The following is a 16,995-nucleotide window of genomic DNA, read 5'->3' on the forward strand; positions in this document are numbered from 1 at the left end:
AACGCCGGCGGGAAGCCCCTCCAGCGTCGCCACGAGTGCGGGGCCGTGCGACTCCCCCGCCGTCAGCCAGCGCAACCCGCTCAACGCCGCGCCCCTTGCCCGAAGCCGGTGACGCCGTGCAGCCAGGCCAGCTGGTCGTGCAGGTCGTCCGCGGTGAGCGAGGACAGCATGGCGTTGCGCTCCACGCGTGCCTCACCGGCCGCGTGGTACACGTGCCGGCCCAGATGGCGGGAGACCGACTGGACACGGGCGGTGCGCTCACGGCGCAGGGCCCCGTACTTCTCCAGCCTCTGCTCGTAGTCGGCGGGGCAGCCGTCGAGCAGCTCGCCGAGCAGCACCGCGTCCTCGAGCGCCTGGCACGCGCCCTGGGCGGCGTACTGGAGCATCGGGTGGGCGGCGTCGCCGAGCAGCGTGACCCGGCCGTCGGTCCAGCGGTCCACGGGGTCGCGGTCGCACTGTGTCCATGCCTTCCAGTCCCGGCCCAGTTCCAGGAGCCGCCGCGCGGGTCCCGACAGACGGGGAAAGGAGGCGAGCACGTCGGCGCGGTCGACGGGCACCCCCGCGACCGCCTCGGTGGCGCCGTTGTCGAGGGTGGCCGCGAGGTTGAGGTGCGTGCCGCCCGCGATCGGGTAGTGCACGAAGTGCCATCGGGGGCCCGCCCACAGCGTCACGGCGTTCCACCGCAGCTCCTCGGGCACCTCGGCCATCGGGATCACGGCCCGGTGGACGGTGTGCCCGGACATGCGCGGCGTGCCGTCACCGACCAGCTGGGCGCGGATCGCGGAGTGCAGTCCGTCGGCGCCGATCAGCGCGTCGCCGGTGACGTGTCCGCCGTCGGCGAGCAGCGCCCGGACCCGGCCTCCCCGCTGCTCGTAGCCGACCACGTGCCGGCGCCCGCGCAGCCGGACCGCCGGTTCGCGTCGGCAGGCGTCCAGCAGTGGCACGTAGAGATCGGCGCGGTGGACGACGGCGTACGGGTTGCCGAAGCGGGCACGGTATGCGCCGGTGAGCGGCAGGGCGGCCACGCGTGCGCCGGTGGTGCCGTCCATGAAACGCAGTTCGCCGATGTGGACGGCGCGGCGGCGGACCTCCTCCCCGACGCCGAGCAGGTCCAGGGCCGCGAAGGCGTTCGGCCCGAGCTGGATGCCCGCGCCGACCTCGGCGAAGAGCTCGCGGCGCTCCAGAACCGTGATCCGGTGTCCATGCCGGGCGAGGCCCAGCGCCGCGGCGAGACCGCCGATACCCCCTCCGGCGACGAGTATGTCGGCCATCGTCTCTCACATCCCTCTGGTCGTTGGGGTCAGGAACGGGTCACTCGGACGTCTTGCGGTCGAGGACCAGGTCGTGGCCGACGATGTAGGCCGCCGCGCCCGACGAGAGCCACACGACGGTGTCGGCGATCTCCTCCGCGCCGGTGCCCCGGCCCAGGGGGCAGGGGCTGACCGCGTTGATGCGGATGCCCTTCGCGGCGTATTCGCGGGCCGCGGTGCGGGTGAGCGCGCTGACCGCGGCGCTCGACGCGGCGTACGCGCCGAGGCCCGGCAGCATGCCCTGGACGCCGATGTTGCTCGCGGTGTTGACGATGACGCCGCCGCCGGCCCGCTCCATGTGCGCGATCTCGTGCTTCATGGCACGCCAGACCCCCGTCAGGTTGGCCGCCAGGGTCCGGCCCCAGACGTCCTCGTGGATGTCGGCGACCGGCTGCCGCGCGGAGCGCTCGGTGATGTTGTTGAAGGCGACGTCCAGGGCTTCGAACCGGGCGATGGTCGCGGTCACGGCGTACTCGGCGCCCCCCGCCTCCGTCAGGTCGGCCACCAGCGCCTCGGCGACAGCACCGTTGTGGCGGGCCAGCTCCACGGTCGTCCTCAGCTGGTCGCCGTGGCGGCCGACGACCATGACCCGGGCTCCGGCACGGGCATAGGCGACGGCGGCGGCCCGGCCGATCCCCTCGCCGCCCCCGGTGACGAGAGCGACCTGGCCGTCGAACCGAACAGACATCGGGCTCCCCCTGTATCTCGGCTGAACTCGGTGGATGGCCGGAAATGGCCCGAGGTCACCCTGGGGGAATTCAGGAAATGGACGGCAGTGCCGGGACGGAATTCCGTCAGGTTCCGCCGCATGTCCGTCAGGTCTCCCGGCCGATTTCCGTGGAGATGACGCAACCGGGGCCGCCCGGCCCCGGAATCCGGGAATTCAGCGCACACTGCGGTGATGCTCACGCTCTCATGGACCCGTGTCGTCGCGGGGGCCACCGGCGCCGAGCGCACCCGTGTGCGCGCCCGCCTGTGGCAGGCCCTGCTGCACAAGGCGGAGCAGCCGCAGCAGTACGTTCCCGCCATCACGCGGGCCCGTGTCGTGGAGCGCCGGCCTGACGGCTTCCTGCGCGAAGTGCGGCGCTGTGAAAGGGTGTTCCTGCAACGGGTCACCGCCAACGAGCGCGACGGCGTGATCGTCTTCCGGCACCTGAACACCCCGGACATCGCCGTGATCCGCAACGAGCTGCGCGAGGACCCGCCGGGCCGCTTCACGCTCACCGTCGCCCTGGTCCTCACCGATGCCGGGCGCCACGATGCGCGCGCGTGGCATCGGGACTTCACCGAGACGGTCGACGCGGTGACGGCCGCCCTGCGGGCCGCCGTCGAGAGGAGCTGAGCACGCCCGACACGACAGAGGGCAGCCAAGACCGCGGCCGGCCCGGGCATCTGCCCGGACCGGCCGCCTCGGGCCGTGTCACGTCACGCGCGGCTCGCGTCCCCCTCCGGCGCCAGGCCACCTGTCTGCCACAGCGCCCCCCGCCCCGCCAACGCGGCCTCGGCGTACGCGCCTTCCACCACCGCCTCCACGTCGAAGACGGTGTGCTGGACGGGCGGGCGGCCGATCAGCTCCGCCGCCCGCGGCGGCAACGGGCGGGCCGCGGCCGCCGCGGACTCCCACAGCAGCACCGCGCCCCAGCGGCGCGCCGCCGCGTCGGCGATCCAGAACTTCAGCCTGAGGCCCTCGATCCGGGAGAACCGGTCGACCGCCTCGTCACGCAGATACGCCCGCAGCGACTCCACGGTGTGCCCGGTGCCGGCCAGGTCCCACCAGGCGACGGTCGCCTTCATCGCCGTGTCCGCCTCCTTCCCGGCCGTCATACGAGCTGCTCCTGGAGCAGGTTGGCGAGAGCCTCGCCGACGACGCGGACTCCGTCCTCGGTGAGCACCGACTCGGGGTGGAACTGCATCGAGCGAAAACCGGGGCCGCGCAGCGCGTACACCTCACCGGTGTCGGGCTCCCGGCACACCTCGACCTCACCGAGACCGGGCACCTCCACGAAGTCGGCTCCGCTGTGCGCGGCGAACGTGTTGTAGAAGCCCACGCGTTCACGCCGCCCGAACAGGTCGATCTCGCGCTGCACCCCCTGGTTGGGGTGCTCCTTGCGCACGAGGCCCAGGCCGAGGCGGGCGCCGAGCACCTGGTGGCTCAGGCACACGGCGAGGAACGGCCGCCGCTCGGCGAGCAGCGTGTCCACCGCGGCCCGCAGGTGCGCGATCTTCGGGTGGCCGGCGTCGCGCGGGTCGCCGGGACCGGGACCGAGCACCACGAGATCGTACGGTGCGAAGCTGTAGGGCTCGTCGAACCTGCTGACCGTCACCTGCGCGCCGATCGACCTCAGTTGGTGCCCGATCATCGCGGTGAACGTGTCCTCCGCGTCGACCACCAGCACCTTGCGCCCGGCGAGCTCCGGCACCGGCTCGGCCCGACCGGCCTCGTCCCGCAGCCAGAACCCGGAGATGGTGTCGTTGCGGCGCCCGAGTGCGTCGCGTACGGCCGGATGGTCGGCCAGCGGCCGCGCGGCGCTCTCACCGAGGACGGCGAGCAGCCCGGCCGCCTTCGCCCGGGTCTCGGCGACCTCGGACTGCGGGTCGGAGTGGCGTACGAGCGTGGCGCCGACCCCGACCCGCATCCGTCCGTTGACGTCGATGTCGGCGGTACGGATGAGGATCGCCGAGTCCAGCGTGCGGGCGCCGGCCGCGTCCCGGCCGATCAGCGCGGCGACACCGCTGTAGTAGCCGCGTCCCTGGGGCTCGTACCGCTTGATGACGCGCGCGGCGCTCTCAAGCGGGGAACCGGTGACCGTAGGCGCGAACAGCGTCTCGTGCAGGATCGCGCGCGGGTCGAGTCCGGTCCGGCCCTCGATGAGGTACTCGGTGTGCGCCAGCCGCGCCATCTCCTTCAGCCAGGGGCCGGTGACCCGGCCGCCCGAGTCGCACACCCGGGCCATCATCTTCAGCTCCTCGTCGACGACCATGTACAGCTCGTCGGCCTCCTTGCGGTCGGCGAGGAAGTCCAGGACACCGTCGAGGTCCGGGCCGGTCGTGGGAAAGCGGTAGGTGCCGCTGATGGGGTTCATCACGGCGTGGCCCGCGTCGACGCTGATGTGCCGCTCGGGTGAGGCGCCGACGAAGGTGCGCTCGCCCGTGTGCACGACGAACGTCCAGTAGGCGCCGGTCTCCCGCTCCACGAGTCGGCGGAAGAACCGCAGCGCCGTCGCCGGGGACCAGTCGGACACCTCGGCGACGAAGGAGCGCCGCATCACGAAGTTGGCGCCCTCGCCGGTGCCGATCTCGTCTGTGAGGACGCGGCGCACGACGTCGGCGTAGGCGTCGTCGTCGATGTCGAAGGCCCCCTCGGCGGCCAGGAGCACCGGGTCGCCGGGGACGGTGGTGAGCACCTGCGCGAGCGGCAGCGCGTGCTGCTCGGCGATGCTCATCGCGAGCAGGGGCGCCCCGTCGTCCGGGGCGTCGTAGCCGCGCTCGGCGAGCTGCCGGTAGGGGACGAGCACCAGCACGTCCTGCCCGGGCGCCGCCCCGGCGCCGGCGTGCGGCAGAGGGATGTCGGCCAGGCGGTCGTAGGCGGCGAAGTCCCCGAACAGCAGGTCCACCCGGCCGTCGGCGCGGGTGTACGGCCGGTGGATCAGGGCGAAGGCGTCCGCCTCGCCGGCCAGCGCGCGGTGCAGCGGGTCGGCCGTCATGCCGTCTCCCTTCCGGCGGCCGCGACCATGCCGTCCGCCGTGAGCTCGGTCAGCAGGTCGTCGGTGGTGGTCACGCTGGCGCAGCGGGCGGCCGCGTACTCCAGCGCCATCCGGTGGTCGTCGGCGTCGAAGTCGGCGACCGCGTCGGCCACGAGGAACGGCTCGATGTCGTGGGTGAACGCGTCCACCGCCGTCATCAGCACGCCGACGTGCGCGTACACCCCGCACAGGATCAGCTGGTCGCGTCCGGCCGCCCGCATTCGCTCCAGCAGCTCGGTCTTGAAGAAGGCGCTGTAGCGCCACTTGGTCAGCAGCCAGTCGCCGGGGGCGGGGGCGAGCGGCTCCACCACCTCACGGTGTTCGGGGCTCGGAGTCATGCCCGGCCCCCAGAAGTCCTTGAGCAGGCCGCGCTCGTCCGGGCTCATGCCACCGGGCTGCGCGGTGTAGGCGACGGGGATGCCGAGCGCGGCGCATCGGTCGCGGACCCGGGCGGCGTTGCGCACCAGGTCCCTGACGGGCTGCCGGCCGTCGGGGAACGCGGCGAGGAAGTACTTCTGCAGATCGTGGACGAGCAGGACGGCACGCTCGGGGGCGACGGTCCAGGAAACGGCCGGCTCGGGGAGCTCAGCCCGGGTCGGCATCGGGTAGGGGCGAATGACGGGGATACCTGCCATGCGGTCCTCTCTCGGGTCGGCGGGGTGCGGGCGGTCACACGCCGAGCGCGGCGCCGCCGTCCACGGTCAGGTCGTGCATGGTGATGTGCGCGGCCTTGTCGGAGAGCAGGAAGACGACCGCCTCCGCGACGTCCTCCGGCTGGGCGAGCCGGCCGAGCGGGATGCCCACGCGGTAGGCCGCCGGCACACCCTCGATCGAGGTGCGGGCGCTGGACTCGTCCTGCCACATCGACGACAGCATCGGTGTGTCGGTCGATCCCGGTGCCACCAGATTGGCCCGGATGCCGTGCTTGGCGGTCTCCAGGCCGAGGCACTTGGTGAACATGGTCGCGGCCGCCTTGGAGGCGGCGTAGGCGGACATCTCGGTGCGGGCGGTACCGGCCGCGTTGGAGGCGATGGTGACGATCGCGCCCCGTCTGCGCGGCGCCATACGGTTGACCACCGCCCGGGACACGAAGAACACCCCGCTGGTGTTCACGGCGAACGTGATGGCCCACTCGTCGTCGGTGAGCGTGCGGGCCTCGCCAAGACGCAGCACACCGGCGCCGTTGACCAGGTACTCGATGGGCCCCACGGTCGCCTCGACGTCCGACACGAGCTTCTCGACCTCGGTGCTGGAGGTGACGTCGGCGACGAACGCCTCGGCACGGCCGCCGCCCACGACGACCGACTCGACGATCTCGCGCAGCCGCTCGCCCGCGCGGTCCACCGCGACGACACGCGCACCGCGTGCGGCGAGCGCCCGTACGACCGCCTCACCGATGCCGCCTGCCGCCCCGGTGACCAGGGCGATCCTTCCTTCCATGGTGCTCCCTCCTTTCGGTCAGCCGCGCCAGGCGGAGACGACGTCCAACGCCTGGTCGGGGTTGAGCCGTGGATCGCAGAACGTGGCGTACTTCTCTCCGAGTTCACCGACACGGGACGCGTCCGCCACGCATTCACGCACCCGGTCGGGCGTGGTCTCCAGATGCAGCCCGGCCGCGACGCCGCCGTACTCGGTGACCGCCGACTGGAACTCCTCCACCTCCCGTACGACCGACTCCACGTAGCGGGTCTTGAGGCCGTCCGGGGTGGACACCGTGTTGCCGTGCATCGGGTCGCACAGCCACAGCACCGGATGCCCGGCCGTCCGCACGGCGAGCACCAGGCGAGGCAGCCGTTCGGCCGCCGCGCCGCGGCCCATGCGGGCGATCAGCGTCAGCCGGCCGGGCTCCCGCCGGGGGTCGAGGCGTTCGCACAGCTCCAGCAGTTCCTCGGGGGAGGCGCCGGGGCCCACCTTGACGGCGACCGGATTGGTGACCTCGGCCAGCAGCGCTACGTGCGCGCCGCGCGGATCACGGGTGCGCTCGCCGATCCACGGCCAGTGCGTGGACGTCAGCAGCGCCGACCCGTCGGGCCCGGCACGCAGCAGTGGCTCCTCGTAGTCGAGCAGCAGTGCCTCGTGGCTCGTCCACACCGGTGCCTCGGCCGCCGAGCGGCGCCGGTTGCCGTGCCAGCCCAGCGACCGCATGGCCTGCGCCGAGGCCCGGTATCCGGCGATGAGCCGCTCCGGGTCGGGGCGCCGAAGCCGCGCGTCGGGTTCGGGGCTGTTGACCATGTGCCCCCGGTAGACGGGCAGTTCGACGCCGTCCACGGTCTCGGTGGGCTTCGAGCGTGGCTTGCCGAACTGGCCCGCCAACCGCCCCACCCGGATGACCGGCTTCAGTGACCGCGCCTTCATCACGCCGGCCAGCACGTCGAGCAGCGCGGCCTTGCGGGCCACGTAGCCGGGCGTGCACTCGGCGGGGTCCTCGGCGCAGTCCCCGCTCTGCACCACCTGTGCCTCGCCCAGTGCGGCAGCGGCGAGCAGCGCTCTCAGCTCTGCCACGTCCGCGGCGCCCACGAGGGGCGGGGCGTCTTTGAGTACGGCCCTGGCGTGGGCCAGAGCGTCTTGATCGGGCCAGTCGGGCTGCTGCCCCGCCGGCAGGGTCTTCCATTGAGCGACACCCTGCACGTAACACCTCCCCATACAGAAACTGCCGTGACTTCGGATGCGCTGGCAGTCTGCGAAGAAGGGGAGAGACCGAACCATCGGAGACGACCGGTTCCGTCAGGTACGGCCGGTTCCGTCAAGTACGGCCGGTTCCGTCAAGTACGCACGGTTCCGTCAAGTGCGCACGGTTCCGTCAAGTGCGCACGGTTCTGTCAAGTGCGCACACTTCCCTCACCGCCGCTACTTGACGAAGTGTCCGGTTGGCCGTGGTGACGTGTCAGCAGCCGTCCTAAGGTCGTCAGCGTGGTGAGTCAAGAAGCCGTATTACTGCTCAAACAGCTCGCGGCCGAGGGGACGGTCCCTTGGCTGTCCCCCGACGGGGCCGACGCACTGGACACCGCCGTCGGGCAGCGGGCCTTCCACGACTCCTTCCGAGGGACGCTGGTCACTCCCGGTACCCCGTTGAGCCTGATCCGCGCCGCCTGTGACGCGCTGCTGCCGGTCTACGCCGCCGACCGCGGCGCCGGACACGTGTCCGTGCCGGTCGGCGGCGCGACGGCACGGGACCCCGAGGCGCTGGTGGACGCGGCCCGCATGCTGCACGCCGCCGTGCGCCGCCCCAACGTGCTGATGCGCCTGCCCATGTCGGCGCCGGGCCGCGCGGCTCTGGTGCGGCTGCTCGCCCACGCCATAGGCGTGCACGCCTCCATGGTGCTGACCACCGAGCGCTACGGTCAGGTGCTCGACGCCTACGTCCAGGGCATGGAACGGGCCCTGGCCGCCGGAGTGCGTCTGCACGACGTGCCCGTCGTCGTGTCGTTCCCGGTGGGCCTGCTCGACGCGGAGGTCGGTGCCAGGCTGACCCGGCTGGGCGCCGCCCCCGGCCATCCGGCCCGCGCCACGGCCGGACCGGCCATGGCGCGGGGCATGTTCCGGCTCCGCGAGCAGCGCCTGGCCGGCGGCTGGTGGCGCGTGCTGCGGGCCGACGGTGCCCTGCCGCCCCGGCTGCTGTGGACCACGGGCGGCGCGGCGAGCGTCAGCCGCCTTGTCGGCTGGAACACCGCCCACGCCCTGTCCCCGGCGGCCCTGGAGGAGGCCGCCCGCCGCGGCGGCCTGAGCGGCGACACCCTCCTGGGCGAGCACGATCGGGCCGACTCCGCCCTGGCCGCCCTCCGGCGCCTCGGCGTCAGCCTCGACGAGGCCGCGGCCGCCGTCGAGGCTCGGGAGCTCGGCCGTTCGCGGCAGTGAGCGGTGCCGGGGGAGCGGGCGGGCGGCCGTCAGGACAGGACCCGCTGCCGCTCCCGCTGCGGGAAGCGCGTCCCGGTCAGTGCGAGCAGAGGGGCTGACTTCACGGCGGTCTCCTCGTACTCCTCCTCCGGGTCGGACAGCGCCACGATCGCCCCGCCGACCCCGTACGTCACCCGGTCCCCGGTGATCCGGGCGGTGCGGATGACGACGCTGAGGTCGGCCGCCCCGGACAGCGAGAAGTAGCCGATGGCACCCGCGTACACGCCGCGAGGCCCCGCCTCCAGGCGGTCGATGACGCGCATGGTGCGGATCTTAGGGGCGCCGGTCATGGAGCCGGGCGGGAAGGCCGCGCGCACGCAGTCCACCGCCGTCCGATCGGGCCGCAGCCGCGCCCGTACCGTGCTGACCAGCTGGTGGACGGTGGCGTAGGTCTCGACCCGGAAGACCTCGGTCGCCTCGACCGAGCCGGGTACCGCGCAGCGCCCCAGGTCGTTGCGGACGAGGTCGACGATCATCAGGTTCTCCGAGCGGTCCTTCTCGTGCGTCCGCAGGTCGGCGACCAGGGCCGCGTCCTCCTGCGGCGTCGCACCGCGCGGGCGGGTCCCCTTGATCGGGGAGGACTCCGCCACGCCGTCCGGCCCGACCCGCAGGAACCGTTCGGGCGACGTGCTCAGCACCGCCGTACCGCCGAACTCGAGGAACGCCGCGAAAGGCGCCGGGCTCCTGCGCCGCAGCAGCCGGTACGCCTGCCAGGGGTCGGTACGACCCCGCGCCTCGGCCATGTTGGTCAGGCACACCTCGTACGTCTCACCGGCGGCGATCTCCTCCTGGCACTCGGCGATCAGCCGCAGATACGCCTCCCGGTCGTGGCGCAGCGCGATCTCGCCACCGTGCTCGGGCGGACCGGGCTCGGCCGGCACGGTCCCGGCGAGGGCGTCGAGAGCCTCGGCGGTACGGTCGAGCCACGCACGGGCACCGGCCACGCCGGTCCCCTCGCCGGTCCCGTCCACCGGGGCTTCGGCGTCCGCCGGGGCTTCGGCCAGGGCCAGCAGGTACGTCGTGCCGGTGGCGTGGTCGAGGACGAGCGCCCGGTCGGCGAAGACCATCGTGGCGTCCGGGTCCGGCGAACGGTGCGCGAGATCGCCCCCGCACTCGGCCTTCAGCTCGTACCCCAGGCATCCGACCCAGCCGAGCGCGAAGTCGCAGGGCAGCTCGGGAAGATCGGCGTCGATGGTCCGCAGGTCCCGGTCCAGCCACCGAAGAAACGTGCCGGCCTCGATGTTCTCGAGCGCGCAGCCGCCGTTGCCCGCGGCGGACCGCACCGTCACCGTGCCGCTCCACACGTCCGCCGTCGCCACGCGCGCCAGCGGCCCCGAGGCGTCCCCCATCACCGAGAACCTGCCCCGCCCGGCGTCCCGCAGGCTGCTGTCCAGCCAGAAGGCGTGGTCCCGCCCCCGAAAGAGCCGCGCGTAGACCGCCTCGTCGTCCCACCGGGTGGCCAGCTCCCGGCTGAGCACCCGCAAACGACGCACCGCGTCCGGGGCCCGCTCCTCGCGGGCGCCGCCGTGCTCGTGCGGGCTGTCGTGCTCGTGCGGGCTTCTGTCCCCGCGCGCCTCTCCGTTCATGGCACGGGGCGCGGCGGGCACGAGGGGACCGGGCCGCTCCCGAGCCGCGTGAACGCGCGTCAGCTCCGCGAAATTCGCCAGCAGCGCCTTCCCGTGCCGGCTCAGCACCGACTCCGGGTGGAACTGCACCCCCCACTGCGGCCGCGTCCGGTGCCGCAGGCCCATCAGCACTCCGTCCGGCGTCCAGGCCGTCGCCTCCAGCTCGGTCGGCAGATCGGTCACCGCCAACGAGTGGTAACGCACCACTTCCAACGGGCTCGGCAGCCCCGCGAACAGGCCGGTACCGTCGTGCAGGACGGGCGACACCCGCCCGTGCCGCGGCTCGGGCGCCCGCCCCACGGCCGCGCCGTGCAGCAGCCCGATGCCCTGATGGCCGAGGCAGATACCGAGCACCGGAAGCGCGGTCCGCGCCACGATGTCGGCGCACACACCGAAGTCCGCCGCGCGCCCCGGATGTCCCGGTCCGGGCGAGACCACGACGTTGTCGAACGCGGCCAGGAACGACTCGCGCCAGCGCGGGTCGTCGTTGCTGATCACCTCGGGCTCACGCCCGTTCACCTCGGTCAGGTGGTGGAACAGGTTGTACGTGAACGAGTCGTAGTTGTCGACGAGAAGCGTGCGCATGTGGAGATCCCCCCTGCTTGTCCTGCGGTACGAAGAACGGCTCCGTCAGCCTCTGGCTGCGCCGGGCTCCTCAACCGGCGTCACACGTGATCTCGATCAGCATGTGCTCGACGATGTCGTCGCCGTACTCGCCCTCACGCACCCGGCAGCTCTCCAGCACCCGCAGCCCCCGGCCGCACGCGTCGGCGAGCCGGTACAGCTCGGCCACGTCCCCCCGGTCGCTGAAGTGCAGCAGCGCCCGTCCCCCCGGCGTGAGCCACTGGGGCGCCTCCTCCAGGAACCGCAGGTGAGTGCGGTAGCCGGCGTCGACGTAGGCACACTCGTGGACCGACTCGTACTCGTAGCTGTCGGGTCCCAGCACGTAGTTGGAGCTCCAGAAGACGACGTCGAAGCGTTCGTCGGCGCCGAGCCCGCGGAACAGGTCACCGTGCACGGCCCGGAGCCTGCCGCCCAGTCCGTGGCGCTCGGCGTTCAGCGCCGCGTTCTCCACGGCGCGGGGGCTGATGTCGGAGGCCACCACCCGGTCGTACCCGGCCAGTGCGCTCATCACCGCGATGACTCCGGTGCCGCAGCCGATCTCCAGGAAGGAGCTGCCGTCACGCACCGGCGGCTCCTGGTTGAGACCGAGCAGCTCCAGCGCCACGCCGGTCGACGGGGAGTACACGGGCGCGAAGACCTCCTCCAGGAGGTCCCACTCACGGCCGCACAGCGTGAACACCCGCGGCCGGTCCTTACGGGTCGCGGACAGACGGCTGCGTCGCAGAGAGCGCTCGTAACTCCTGAGCACGGACGACATGTGACTCCTCGCTGGACATGGACGGCGGTCGTGTGACGCCTGTGACGCCATGGCTCCCGAGGGAGCCCTGATGACGATCAGAGTGTCCGCTCCGAGTCCTCCTCCAGAAGGTGTCCCAGTGACATCCTCGTAGCCTGGCGTGGTGGTCCGGTCACACTCGAGCGGAGTGCGAGCAAAGCGCGAGCGAACTCGCCGCCGCCCCGCGTTTGGTTGACCCGTCATGGACCCAAGGAAATACTTGCGCCGATACAAGCTGCGCTTGGGTGTGGCATCACTGTCCACGCATGACCTGACCGCACAGGTGCCGGGGGGGACCGTCGTGGCCAACGAAGCTTTCGAACTGCTCGAACTGCTACAGAAGGAGTCGCCTCCGCACGCTCTCCAGGACCTGGTCCACCGGGCCAGAGCCAACGGGGCGTCGAAGTCCGAACTGGCCAGGATCAGCCGCGCTGTTGACCTCAGCCTCGGCATCCACGCGCTGTTCGCCCGCCGCCAGCAACGCGAGACCGGCCTCGCCACGCTCGTCGACACCGCCAGGGACCTGACCCTCCCCTACGACGTGGACGCGCTCTTGAAGGTCATCACCCGGCGGGCCCGGCTCCTGCTGGGGCTCGACATGTCATGGGTGTCGATAGACGACCACGATGCCCACCGCTCGCGCGTCCGCGCCGCCGACGGCCACGCCTCAGCGCTCACCGTGGGCTTCAGCGTTCCGCTGACCGGGGGCGTCGGCCGCCGCGCCACCGAAGGCTCGGCTCCGTTCTGGTCGGCCGACTACCTCACCGACGACAGCTTCACCCACTCCGAGGTCATCGACGACGTCGTCCGCGCCGAGGGGCTGCACGCGGTGATGGCCATCCCCCTCCAGCACCAGGGCTCCGCCCTCGGCATCCTCTACGTCGCCGACCGCCGGGTGCGGCACTTCACGCCGGACGAGGTGTCGCTGATGAGCTCGCTCGTCGACCTCGCCGCCGTCGCCATCGAGAAGGCCCGCCTGCTGGAGGAGACCCGGCACCAGGTCGGCGCGCTGGAACGGAACACCTCCCGTGCCCAGGACTGCTCCATCGCCGTCCACGAACTCAGCAAGACCCACGGCCTCCTGCTCGACCTGGTACTGCGCGGCTCCGGCCTGGCCGCCCTGGTCACCGAGGCCGCCCAGGCCCTTGACGGCACCCTGCTCGTCCGCGACGCCGCCGGCCGCGTCCTGTCCGGCCCTGTCGGCGCCCGGCCCGACAACACCGGCCACACCGCCGATCAGGCCCCCGGGCCCGACGAGCGGGAGCTCACGATCGCCTCGCTGGAGGCACACGCCAAAGGCCGGCCCGTGCCCTGCGGCGACCACGGCGAACACCGCTGGGTCGCCCCGCTGCGAGCCGGTGACGACGCGCTCGGCTGCGTCGAGTTCGCCTGCGCCGACCCTTCCGACCCCGCCGACGACCGACGCCTCCAGCTGCTCGCCCTCGCCTCCCAGGTCATCACCGTCGCCCTGCTCATGCAGGACGGAGCCGCCGCGCCCCAGGGCCAGTTGCGCGACGAGTTCTTCCGCGGTCTGCTGAAAGGGTCCCTGCCGCCACCGGAACAGGTCGCCGAGCAGGCCCGGCGCCTGGACATCGACCTGGAGGCCCCGCACGTGGTGGTCGTCGCGCGCGTGGAGAAGGGCAGCCGGGGCCGCGCCACCGCGTGGGCCTCCTCGTACGCCCATCGCCACCACGGGCTCAAGCACGTCGAGGGCGACCACGTGGTCGTGCTGCTGCCCGGCACCGAACCCGGCACGGCGGCACGGGCGGTGTCCAAGGAGCTCACCGAGGTGCTGGGCGGCCTGGTCTCGGTGGGTTCGGCCGGACCGGCCCGCGGCCCCGTCGAGATCGCCTGCGTCCACCGAGAGGCCCGCCGGTGCCTGGACGCGGTGACCCGGATCAAGGGCCCTGGCGGCACGGCCTCCACGGACGACCTGGGCTTTCTCGGTCTGCTGCTCTCGGAGCAGCCGGACGTCGACGCGTTCATCAGCTCGGCCATCGGCCCGGTCCTCGACTACGACGACCAGCAGTACACCGTCCTCGTCCCCACACTGGAGGCGTACTTCGCCTCCGCCAGCAGCCCGTCGCGGGCCGCGGAGGTGCTGCATGTGCACCCCAACACCGTCTCGCGCCGCCTAGAGCGCATCACCGAACTCCTCGGCGAGGGCTGGCAGAAGCCGTCCCGAGCCCTTCAGGTGCAGCTGGCCCTTCAGCTCCAGCGCACCCGCGTCTCGCTGAACCGGGGACTCGAACAGGCCAGACAGGCAACCGGCTGACCACCGCCCCCCGCCGTGGTCAGGCCGGGCGCGTCATCATCGGCTCCCCGTTCCGGACGTCAGAGGTGAGCAGCCGCACCGCGTGGGCCACGGAGGCGAGCGTGGTGTGGCGGTGCCAGCCCTCGTACGAGCGTCCGCTGAAGTCGGTGAGGCCGACGGGCACGGAGACCCGGGTGAAGTCCGCGTCGACGGTGCGCGTCGTGCGGGCCAGCCGGAGCTGGGCACCGAGCGACATCGGCCCCAGGCTGCTGATCCAGTGGTGTTGCGGCCAGCCGCGCGGATCGGTCCACTCCCCGAGCAGCAGCACGGGCCGGGTGCCCGCGCCCAGGGTGACCCGCACCCCGGCGACCAGACTGGTGCCGGACACCCGGGTGACCGGATCGGTCCAGGTGACCGGGCGACGCAGCGTGCGGGCCATGAGCAGGAGCCGGTGCGCGGCCATCGGCCGACCCTCCGCGCCGGGCAGCGCGGGGTCGGAGCACTGCACCTGGGCGGAGCCGCGCACGGCGCACAGGAACGGCAGCCCCGCCGCGTGGAACCGGCGTGCCACGGCGGCGGGCTCGGCGTCCTTGAGGTCGAGCACGACCGGTCGGCGCGGCGGCCCGGCCCACCCCTGCAGCTGCCGGGCGGCCCGTGCGACGCACTCCAGCGGCCCGGCGGCGAGCTCCGACCTCGGGATGTGCGGCGAGACGGACCGCACGTTCTCCCGCCACTTGGGGGGCAGCGCGAGCCGCCAGTTGACCGGGCACCCGTGATCGTCGTCCACGGCCCACACGCCGAACGCCTGTTGACTGTTGACGACCTGCCCGAGCCCCGACACGAACCGCGGCTCGACCCCCACGGACTCGGTGCCCGCCTTGGAGATGACCATCGGCAGCACGACCCATGCCTTCGGCTCCATCGTGCGCTCCACATGCTTGGCGAGGGCGGCACGCACCGGCGCCCAGTCCCACGTGGACGACGCGACGAAGTGGTGCAGACTCTGCTCGGCCGCCCGGCCGCCGACGTACGCCGCGATGTTCCGGACCGACTTGCGGCCCTGCGCGCGCAGCAGCCCGCGTACGTACAGCTCGCCCTTGTGCCGCTGGTCGCTGCGCGGCAGCGAGGCGAACAACTCGGCGCACACGTCCCCCACGACCGTGTCGGGCACATACCGGTGCGGTTGCGCTGGTATCTCCTGCCGCTCGGCCCTCATCAGCGTCACTGGTCTTCTCCCATCCCCCAGGGGTTTCCTCCGCTCACCAACGGTGCGGCGCAGCCCCCTGAGCGGCCCAGGTGCACCCGTCACACACCTCGGCCCCCGACTGGGCGGCGGACCATCACGCCCGCGTCGGCCCCCTCACCCCGCGCCGGTAAGCGCCCTCCAGAGCCCGCTCGACCCCCGCTCACTGCGCTGTGCGCCCGAGACGCGCCGTATCGGCACGGTGGCGATGCCACCGGGAGGGAGCTCTGGGACGGTGGGGGGATCACCACCCCGGGGTCCGGAAAAGGGGAAGGACGTGGCCAACGTCTCCAAGGGCCTCTTCAGGCCGAAAAAGTGAGACAGCACACACACCACTCGCAGCGGCCCGGCGACTCCACGGGCCTGGCGGCCCTCTCCGGGCACAGCGAAACGGGCCCATCGTTGTCACGATGAGCCCGTTTCGCGATGTGCGCGAGGGGGGAGTTGAACCCCCACGCCCTTGCGGGCACTGGAACCTGAATCCAGCGCGTCTGCCTATTCCGCCACCCGCGCATTGGGTGTGCCGCCCGGCTGCCTCGCCCTCTCGGGCCGGGCGCCTGCCGACATCCAGAAGATTAGCACGCTGGACAGGGTGGAATCACATCCGTTCATGGCGGCCCCCGCACCGCCGAGCCGGCCCGGCACACGGTCGCGTGCGGGACACTGTCCGGAGGGCGCCTCTACGATCCTCGGGAGACCGGGACGCAGAACGCTCCGGATCGGAACCGGACCGGAACCAGGCCGGGATCCACGAACGTGCTGTGAGCGTTGACACTCATAGGGCGGGCTCCACAGGGGAACCAGCCGTTTTCCCGGCGCGTGGATACGATCAGTAAGCAGTACGAGGCAAGGCAAGCACCGGTAAGCAGCACCGAGCAGCACCAGACAGCACTGAAGCAGTACCGACCGGGAACGAGCGGACCGAGCGGTACGAGGCACGCAACCAGGAGGAGGTGCCCCATGGGAGTCCTTAAGAAGTTCGAGCAGCGCCTCGAGGGGCTGGTCAACGGCACCTTCGCCAAGGTCTTCAAGTCCGAGGTACAGCCCGTCGAGATCGCGGGCGCCCTGCAGCGCGAGTGCGACAACAACGCGACGATCTGGAATCGCGACCGGACCGTCGTGCCCAACGACTTCATCGTGGAGCTGAGCGCGCCCGACTACGAGCGCCTGAGCCCCTACTCCGGCCAGCTCGGCGACGAGCTGGCCGGCATGGTGCGCGACTACGCCAAGCAGCAGCGCTACACCTTCATGGGCCCGATCAAGGTGCACCTGGAGAAGGCGGACGACCTGGACACGGGTCTGTACCGGGTACGCAGCCGCACCCTCGCCTCCTCCAGCAGCCAGGCCCAGGCCCCCGGCCAGCAGGCATACGGCCAGCAGGCATACGGCCAGCCCCACGGCCAGCAGCCCCAGCGCCCCGCCGCGTCCCGGCCGCCCCAGGCCCCCGGCGGATACGGCTACCCGCCGCAGCCCGCGGGCGCGCCGCCGATGCCGTCCGCGCCGCCGCCCGGCCGCCCGGCCCACGCC

At 72.5% G+C, this 16,995-nt stretch carries 15 protein-coding genes and 1 tRNA gene; 4 read left to right on the forward strand and 12 right to left on the reverse strand.

What is annotated here, in order from left to right:
* From OFY01_RS05580 to OFY01_RS05590, 3 genes are all read right to left on the reverse strand, one after another.
* A partial coding sequence (locus OFY01_RS05580) for a chorismate synthase (protein ID WP_266596901.1) occupies positions 1-84 on the reverse strand: 84 nt, incomplete at its 3' end.
* Positions 81-1,271, reverse strand: coding sequence for a 3-hydroxybenzoate 6-monooxygenase (locus OFY01_RS05585; protein ID WP_266596877.1), 1,191 nt, complete (start codon positions 1,269-1,271; stop codon positions 81-83). The genes OFY01_RS05580 and OFY01_RS05585, both read right to left, overlap by 4 nt.
* 40 nt (positions 1,272-1,311) lie before the next feature.
* Positions 1,312-1,998: an SDR family NAD(P)-dependent oxidoreductase gene (locus OFY01_RS05590; RefSeq protein WP_266596879.1), complete on the reverse strand. Its 687-nt coding sequence runs from the start codon at positions 1,996-1,998 to the stop codon at positions 1,312-1,314.
* A 213-nt stretch (positions 1,999-2,211) separates the two neighbouring features.
* On the opposite strand from OFY01_RS05590, the gene OFY01_RS05595 reads away from it, so the two are divergent.
* Positions 2,212-2,652 (forward strand): AtaL-like protein, encoded by a 441-nt coding sequence (locus tag OFY01_RS05595; RefSeq protein WP_266596881.1) that lies wholly within the window; start codon positions 2,212-2,214, stop codon positions 2,650-2,652.
* Positions 2,653-2,735: 83 nt separating this feature from the next.
* On the opposite strand, the gene OFY01_RS05600 is transcribed toward OFY01_RS05595, so the two are convergent.
* The 5 genes from OFY01_RS05600 to OFY01_RS05620 are packed head-to-tail and all read right to left on the reverse strand — an operon-like array spanning position 2,736 to position 7,696.
* The gene (locus OFY01_RS05600) at positions 2,736-3,134 is read right to left on the reverse strand and encodes a hypothetical protein (RefSeq protein ID WP_323135478.1); all 399 of its coding nucleotides are present in this window, start codon (positions 3,132-3,134) and stop codon (positions 2,736-2,738) included.
* Entirely contained in the window at positions 3,131-5,014 is a 1,884-nt protein-coding gene (locus OFY01_RS05605) for an anthranilate synthase family protein (protein ID WP_266596883.1), read from the reverse strand. Before OFY01_RS05605 ends, OFY01_RS05600 begins: the two co-directional genes overlap by 4 nt.
* Positions 5,011-5,688 carry an isochorismatase family protein gene (locus tag OFY01_RS05610; RefSeq protein WP_266596885.1) on the reverse strand — a complete coding sequence of 226 codons (678 nt, stop codon included), beginning with the start codon at positions 5,686-5,688 and terminating at the stop codon, positions 5,011-5,013. The genes OFY01_RS05605 and OFY01_RS05610 overlap by 4 nt, the downstream gene beginning before the upstream one ends.
* Positions 5,689-5,722: 34 nt before the next feature.
* The gene (locus OFY01_RS05615) at positions 5,723-6,493 is read right to left on the reverse strand and encodes a 2,3-dihydro-2,3-dihydroxybenzoate dehydrogenase (RefSeq protein WP_266596887.1); all 771 of its coding nucleotides are present in this window, start codon (positions 6,491-6,493) and stop codon (positions 5,723-5,725) included.
* An 18-nt stretch (positions 6,494-6,511) separates the two neighbouring features.
* Positions 6,512-7,696, reverse strand: a complete 1,185-nt coding sequence (locus OFY01_RS05620) for a 3-deoxy-7-phosphoheptulonate synthase (RefSeq protein WP_266596889.1) — start codon at positions 7,694-7,696, stop codon at positions 6,512-6,514.
* Positions 7,697-7,963: 267 nt separating this feature from the next.
* Between OFY01_RS05620 and OFY01_RS05625 the strand changes: the two genes are divergently transcribed.
* Complete coding sequence (locus OFY01_RS05625; protein WP_266596891.1) at positions 7,964-8,908, forward strand: transaldolase family protein; 945 nt, start codon at positions 7,964-7,966, stop codon at positions 8,906-8,908.
* Positions 8,909-8,937: 29 nt separating this feature from the next.
* Here the strand turns inward: OFY01_RS05625 and pabB are convergent, their stop codons facing one another.
* Together pabB and OFY01_RS05635 are read right to left on the reverse strand one after the other, a co-directional pair.
* Positions 8,938-11,157, reverse strand: a complete 2,220-nt coding sequence (pabB, locus tag OFY01_RS05630) for an aminodeoxychorismate synthase component I (RefSeq protein WP_266596893.1) — start codon at positions 11,155-11,157, stop codon at positions 8,938-8,940.
* A 70-nt stretch (positions 11,158-11,227) separates the two neighbouring features.
* Entirely contained in the window at positions 11,228-11,953 is a 726-nt protein-coding gene (locus OFY01_RS05635) for a class I SAM-dependent methyltransferase (RefSeq protein ID WP_266596895.1), read from the reverse strand.
* Positions 11,954-12,272: 319 nt separating this feature from the next.
* Between OFY01_RS05635 and OFY01_RS05640 the strand changes: the two genes are divergently transcribed.
* Complete coding sequence (locus OFY01_RS05640) at positions 12,273-14,246, forward strand: helix-turn-helix domain-containing protein (RefSeq protein ID WP_266596897.1); 1,974 nt, start codon at positions 12,273-12,275, stop codon at positions 14,244-14,246.
* 19 nt (positions 14,247-14,265) lie between these two features.
* On the opposite strand, the gene OFY01_RS05645 is transcribed toward OFY01_RS05640, so the two are convergent.
* Together OFY01_RS05645 and OFY01_RS05650 are read right to left on the reverse strand one after the other, a co-directional pair.
* Positions 14,266-15,441 (reverse strand): IS701 family transposase, encoded by a 1,176-nt coding sequence (locus tag OFY01_RS05645; RefSeq protein WP_266596905.1) that lies wholly within the window; start codon positions 15,439-15,441, stop codon positions 14,266-14,268.
* A gap of 456 nt (positions 15,442-15,897) precedes the next feature.
* Positions 15,898-15,981 (reverse strand) — tRNA-Leu (locus OFY01_RS05650).
* Between the two features lie 447 nt (positions 15,982-16,428).
* On the opposite strand from OFY01_RS05650, the gene OFY01_RS05655 reads away from it, so the two are divergent.
* On the forward strand, positions 16,429-16,995 hold a 567-nt coding region (locus tag OFY01_RS05655), incomplete at its 3' end, for a DUF3662 domain-containing protein (RefSeq protein ID WP_266596899.1).

This window comes from Streptomyces beihaiensis, from assembly GCF_026274175.1.
Classification (GTDB): Bacteria; Actinomycetota; Actinomycetes; order Streptomycetales; family Streptomycetaceae; genus Streptomyces; species Streptomyces beihaiensis.